Below are 6,017 nucleotides of genomic sequence, written 5' to 3'. Positions count from 1 at the left end.
CCGAAATCGAAACCCTCCTCACCACCCACCCCCACCTCACCCAAGCCACCGTGACCACCCGGCCGGACCGCCACGGCACGGCGCAGCTGATCGCCCACGTGGTCGCCTCCGACTCCGGGACCGGGCGGCCCTCGCCGGCGGAGGTCCGCCTGTGGCTGCGCGAGCGGCTGCCGGACCACATGGTCCCGGCCTTCGTCGTCCCCCTCGACCGGCTCCCCCTCACACCCAACGGCAAGATCGACAAACGGGCCCTGCCCGCGCCGCACGCGGGCCCCGGCACCGGCGGAAGGGAGCCGCGGACCGAACTGGAACGGACGGTGTGCGCGGCGTTCACCGAGGCGCTCGGCACGTCCGCGCCGGTCTCCCTCGACGACGACTTCTTCGACCTCGGCGGGCACTCCCTGCTCGCCGCCCGGCTCACCAACCGTCTGGGCGCCGCCCTGGACGTGCGCCTCACTCTGCGCGACGTGTTCCAGAACCCCACCCCGGCCCGGCTCACGGCCTCCCTGGACGCCCGGACCGCGCAGGCCCCGACCACCTCGAAACCGCGCCGCGCCAGGCCCGCCCTGCGCCGCCGCGCCGACCAGGAACGGATCACCTCATGACCGACCGGACCGCCCCCCTTCCCGACGCCGCCGACATCGTCTGGGACCTGCCCGGCGACGGCCCTCAGCGGACCGCGCTCCTGGTGCTGCCGCACGCGGGCGGGAACGCCCACGCCTACGCCGACTGGCGGGCCCATCTGCCGGGGGACGTCAGGCTGTTGATCGGCCAGTATCCGGGCCGCGGCGCCCGGTTCGCCGAGGACCTGCCCCGGACCATCGCCGACCTGGCGGGCCCCGTGGCGGCGGCACTCCCCGCCGACGCGGGCGAGGACCTGGTGGTCCTCGGACACAGCATGGGCTCACTGGTCGCCTTCGAGGTGGCCCGGCTCCTCACCGAGGCCGGCCGTGCCCCGCGCGCCCTGGTCGCCTCGGCCTGCCGGGCACCGTTCCTGGAGAACCCCAGCGCCGTCCATCCCGAGCGGCTGGACGACGACCAGCTGGTCGCCGCGATCAAGGAGCGGGGCGGCACGGACGACGGAATCCTCGACGAGCCCGAGCTGCGGGAGATCATCATCCCGTCCATCCGCGCGGACTTCGCCATCGACGACGTGTACCGCTGCCCCGTCGAGGAGGCACACGTCTCCTGCCCGGTCACCGTCATCGGAGGGGACGCGGACCCGGTGGTGCCGGTGACGGCGCTCGACCGGTGGGAGGAGATCACCGAGGCCGGCTTCGCGGCGCACGTCCTGCCCGGCGGCCACTTCTACTTCCAGCGCCGACTCCCGGCTTTCCTCGCCCTGGTCGGCACCGTCCTCGCCGGTGACGCGCGGCCCGGCACCGGCGCCGCGCCCGTTCCGGCGGCGTTCGCGGCCGCCACGGTGTGACCCCTGACGCACCGCCTCCCCCGTCAGGGCTTCCGTACGGGGACCGCCCCGCCTCGTGGCCGTATCCCTCCCCGTACGGGTGCCGCCCGGGCCCCGTGCCCGTATCCGGCCCGCTTCCCCGCACCCGCACTCACCCTTTCCCGATTCCGTGCTCTTCCCGCAGCAGAGGACTGTTCCGATGACGACCTTCGCCGATGCTCCCGCCTCCACCGACCTGACCGTGCTCCGCGAGCCGGGCAAGCCCGCCGTCGTGGTCACCCCCGGCCACGCCGACATCGCCGCCGCCGCCGCGTGGCTGAGCGCCCACCGGGCCGGTATCCAGGCGGAGCTGCACCGCTCCGGCGCCGTGCTGCTGCGGGGCCTGCCCGTCACCGACGCGGCCGACTTCGCCACCGCACGCGACGCGCTGATCGCGCGGCGCGCCGGGTACAAGGAGAAGGCCACCCCGCGCACCGACTTCGGCGAGGGCGTGTTCTCGTCCACCGACCTGCCGGCCGCCCAGCCGATCCGGCTGCACAACGAGAACAGCTACACCCTGGACTTCCCCGGAGTGCTCCTGTTCGGCTGCGTGACCGCCCCCGAGGAGGGCGGGGCCACCACCGTCGGCGACATGCGCGAGGCCCTGCGGCTGCTGCCGGCGGACCTGCGGGACCGCTTCGAGAAGGCCGGATGGCTGCTCGTGCGCAACTACTCCGAACTGGCGGGGCTGCCCTGGTACAAGACCTTCGCCACCGAGGAGAAGGCGGTCGCCGAGGCGTACTGCGACGAGAACACCATCGGGTACGAGTGGCTGGACGACGACTCCCTGGTCACCCGGCAGCGCCGCTCGGCGATCGTCACGCACCCGGTGACCGGGGAGCGGGTGTGGTTCAACCACTTCGCCTTCTGGAACGGCCGCACCCTCGACCCGGACGTCCGTGACGTGCTCGTCGAGACGTACGGCGAGGAGGGTTTGCCCTTCAACACCTATCTGGGCGACGGAACGCGGCTCACGGACGCCGAGGTGGACGCCGTCAACGAGGTCTACGACCGGGTGACGCGCCGCGAGACCTGGCAGCGCGGCGACCTGATGCTCGTGGACAACGTCCTCTGCGCCCACGGCCGCGAGGCGTTCAAGGGCGACCGGAAGATCCTCGTCGCCATGGGCGAGCCGGTCGCGCTCGCCGACTGCTCCCCCGCCACCCAGCCGTCCACCACCGTCTTCGGGAAGTGACCACCGCCATGACCGCCGTCCTGCCCGAGCGCACCCGTACCCTCGCTCCCGCCGTCGCCGCGAGGCCGGCGCCCGCCGACCTGCTGGACCGGCTGGCCGCCGTCCCGGGCGACCGTGCCGCCGTCGTCGCCGCCGACCGCGCGCTCACCTTCGATGACCTGCGCGCCGACGCCATGCGGATCGCCACCCGGCTGGCCGCCCACGGCGTCGGCCCGGAGAGCGTGGTCGCGCTCTGCCTGCCGCGCGGCGCCGGCCTGGTGTCCGCGCTGATCGGCACCCTCACCGCGGGCGCCGCCTACCTGCCGGTCGACCCGAAGCTGCCCGCCGAGCGGCGCCGCTACCTGGTCGCGGACTCCGGCGCCGACGCCGTCGTCACCCTCGGCGGCGGCCCCGACGACCCGCCCCCGCTGCCCGGCGTCCCCCACCTCGACCTGCGGGAGCTGCTCGCCGACGAGGCACCCGTGCCGGCGTACCGGCCGGTGCCCGTGACCGGGGACACGCTGGCGTACGTCATCTACACCTCCGGCTCGACCGGCCGTCCCAAGGGCGTCGAGATCGGCCGGGCGGCCGCCGCCCGGCTGCTGGCCGAGCTGGAGGACGTCCACATCGCCCTGACCGAGGCCGGCAGGGTCGGCTGGAACGCCTCGCCCTCGTTCGACGCCTCCGTGCAGCAGTGGACCCGGGTCTGCCGCGGCGACACCCTGGTGATGATCGACGACGAGACGCGCGCCGACCCGGCCCTGCTCGCCGCGCTCGTGGCCGACGAACGCCTCACCGACCTGGACCTCACGCCCTCGCACGCGGACCCGCTGCTGGAGCTGCTCGGCGAGCGCGCCGCGGGCGGCCGCCCGCTCACCCTGCTGATCGGCGGCGAGGCGATCAGCCCCGCACTGTGGGCCCGGATCGCCCAGGCGGCGAGGACGGGCGCCCTGCGCGCGGTCAACCTGTACGGGCCCACCGAGTGCACCGTGGACGCCACCGCCGGCTGGATCGAGACGCCGGCCGGGGAGACCGCCGCGCCGCACATCGGCGCCGTCCTGCCGGGGCTGCGGACGCGCGTGCTCGACGAGAGGCTTCGGCCGGTCGGCCCGGACGGGGTCGGCGAGCTGTACCTCGCCGGGCCCCGCGTGGGCCGCGGCTACCGCCGCCGACCCGGCCTCACCGCCGAGCGGTTCACCGCCGACCTGGGAGACGACGCCGAGCCGGGCGGGCGCATGTACCGCACGGGGGACCTGGTGCGGGTCCTCCCCGGTGGCCGGCTCGCCTACCTGGGCCGCTCGGACGGGCAGGTGAAACTGCGCGGCTTCCGCATCGAACTCCCCGAGATCGAGGCGGCGCTGACCGCGTACGCGGCCGTCGCCGAGGCCGCCGTCGTGCTGCGGGACGACGTGCACGGGGCGCCCGGTCTGGTCGCCTACTACCGGGCCACGGGTCCGGTGACCGAGGCGGCTCTGAAGGAGCTGCTGGCCGGCTCCCTGCCCGCGTACATGGTGCCCGCCGTCCTCGTCGCCCTGGACCGCTTCCCGACGACCGTCAACGGCAAGCTGGACCGGGCCGCGCTGCCCGAACCGGCGCCGGCCGCGCCGCAGCCGGCCCTACGGGCCCCGGGGCGGGCCGCCGCGGCGGAGGGCGGGCCGTCCGCCTCCGAAGCGCTGATCGCCGGGGTCTGGACCACCGTGCTCGGGGCGGACTCCATCGGCCCCGACGACAACTTCTTCAAACTGGGCGGCCATTCCCTGCTCGCGATCAAGCTCGTCTCGCGGGTACGCGCCGATCTCGGCGTGGCGCTGCCGGTGAAGGCCGTCTACGCCAACCCGCGGCTGCGGGACCTCGCCGCCTACATCGACGGGCTCGTCGCAGCCCACGACGCCTGAGGACATGACCGTGACCCCGTTGTCGTTCGCCCAGCGCCGCCTGTGGTTCCTCGGGCGGCTGGAAGGCCCGTCCGCCACCTACAACGCCCCGGTGGTGCTGCACCTTGACGGGACGCCCGACCCCGCGGTGCTCGGGGCGGCCCTCGTCGATCTGGTCGAGCGGCACGAGGTGCTGCGCACCGTCCTGCCGGCCGGCCCGGACGCCGAGCCCCGGCAGGAGGTCCGGGAGCCCGGGGCGGTACCCCCGCCCGAGGTGGTCCGGTGCCCGCCCGCCACGTGGCCGGACCGGGTGGCCGCGTTCGTCCGGGAGCCGGTCGACGTCACCGCCGGACCCCCGCTGCGGGTGCGGCTGTTCACCGCACCCGCCGGACCGGACGGCGGCGAGGGCTCCGTCCTGGTGCTGCTGCTCCACCACATCGCCACGGACGGCTGGTCCGTACGCCCCCTGCTCCGCGACCTGGACGCCGCCTACCGCGCCCGGCTCGCGGGCCGGGCCCCCGCCTGGGAGCCCTTGCCGGTCCAGTACGCCGACTACGCCGTGTGGCAGCGGGAACTGCTCGGCGACCCCGAGGATCCCGAGAGCCTGGCCGCGGAGCAGCTCGACCACTGGCGGCGGCGGCTCGAAGGGGCCCCCGCGGTCACGGCCCTGCCCGCGGACCGGCCGCGGCCGACCGAGCCCTCCGGGCGCGGTGGCACGCTCACCGCCCGGGTCCCCGTCGGCACCCACCGGGCGCTGCTCGCCCTGGCCAAGGAGCACCGGGCCAGCCTGCCGATGGTGGTACGGGCGGCGCTGGCGGCCGCCCTGGCCGCGGCCGGCTCCGGCCCCGACCTGGTGATCGGCACACCGGTCGCCGGCCGGCCCGAGGAGGATCTGTACGAGCTCGTCGGGTTCTTCGTCAACACCCTGGCGCTGCGCACGGACCTCTCGGGCGATCCGAGCGCGGCCACCTTGCTGGAGCGGGTCCGGGACGCCGACCTGGCGGCGTACGAACACCAGGACCTGCCGTTCGAGCTGCTGGTGGAGCGGCTCGCGCCGGAGCGGTCGCTGGGCCACCACCCGCTGTTCCAGGTGATGCTGAACGTCGACGGCGCCGAGGGCACCGGCCCGGTCGCGCTCGGGCCGCACCTCACCGGCCGGCCGGGCACCGCCGACCTGGGAGCCGCCAAGTTCGACCTCACCTTCTCCTGCGGGCAGCGCGTCACCCCGGACGGCTCCCCCGACGGGCTCGACCTCGCGCTGGGCTACGCCGTCGACCTGTTCGACGCGTCCACGGCACGACTGCTCCTGGACCTGTTCACCCGGGCTCTGGAGGGCTTCGCCCGCGACGCCGGCCGGCCGCTCGGAGCGCTGTCGCTGACCACGGCCGAGGAGCGTGCCGGGCTGGCCGCCCGGCACGAGGCGCTGGCCGCCGCCCGGGCGGCGACGGCGGGGGCGCCCGATCGGGAGAGGGGGGGGTTGGGAAAGAGTGGTGTGAGGGTGGGGTTTATATGGGTGGGGGCC

General features: G+C 75.4%; 5 protein-coding genes. All 5 read left to right on the top strand.

The window, feature by feature from the left end; all coding sequences use genetic code 11:
• Nucleotides 1–605: phosphopantetheine-binding protein (locus AB0K65_RS32205; RefSeq protein WP_365722830.1), on the top strand; the 605-nt coding region annotated here is incomplete at its 5' end.
• Nucleotides 602–1,429 carry an alpha/beta fold hydrolase gene (locus tag AB0K65_RS32200; RefSeq protein WP_365722828.1) on the top strand — a complete coding sequence of 276 codons (828 nt, stop codon included), beginning with the start codon at nt 602–604 and terminating at the stop codon, nt 1,427–1,429. The genes AB0K65_RS32205 and AB0K65_RS32200, both read left to right, overlap by 4 nt.
• Before the next feature lie 178 nt (nt 1,430–1,607).
• Entirely contained in the window at nt 1,608–2,642 is a 1,035-nt protein-coding gene (locus tag AB0K65_RS32195) for a TauD/TfdA family dioxygenase (protein WP_365722826.1), read from the top strand.
• Complete coding sequence (locus AB0K65_RS32190; protein ID WP_365722824.1) at nt 2,639–4,516, top strand: non-ribosomal peptide synthetase; 1,878 nt, start codon at nt 2,639–2,641, stop codon at nt 4,514–4,516. Before AB0K65_RS32195 ends, AB0K65_RS32190 begins: the two co-directional genes overlap by 4 nt.
• A 10-nt stretch (nt 4,517–4,526) precedes the next feature.
• The coding region (locus tag AB0K65_RS32185; RefSeq protein WP_365722822.1) for a condensation domain-containing protein at nt 4,527–6,017 on the top strand (1,491 nt) is incomplete at its 3' end.

This window comes from Streptomyces sp. NPDC053755 (assembly GCF_040677675.1).
GTDB lineage: Bacteria > Actinomycetota > Actinomycetes > Streptomycetales > Streptomycetaceae > Streptomyces.
Note: the sequence above shows the minus strand (reverse complement) of the source record. Positions and strands in the feature narration are given on the sequence as shown.

What these genes read in the sequence shown, in the direction of transcription:
- AB0K65_RS32195 (WP_365722826.1), top strand. Translation starts at nt 1,608, where the DNA reads ATGACGACCTTCGCCGATGCTCCCGCCTCCACCGACCTGACCGTGCTC.
- AB0K65_RS32200 (WP_365722828.1), top strand. Translation starts at nt 602, where the DNA reads ATGACCGACCGGACCGCCCCCCTTCCCGACGCCGCCGACATCGTCTGG.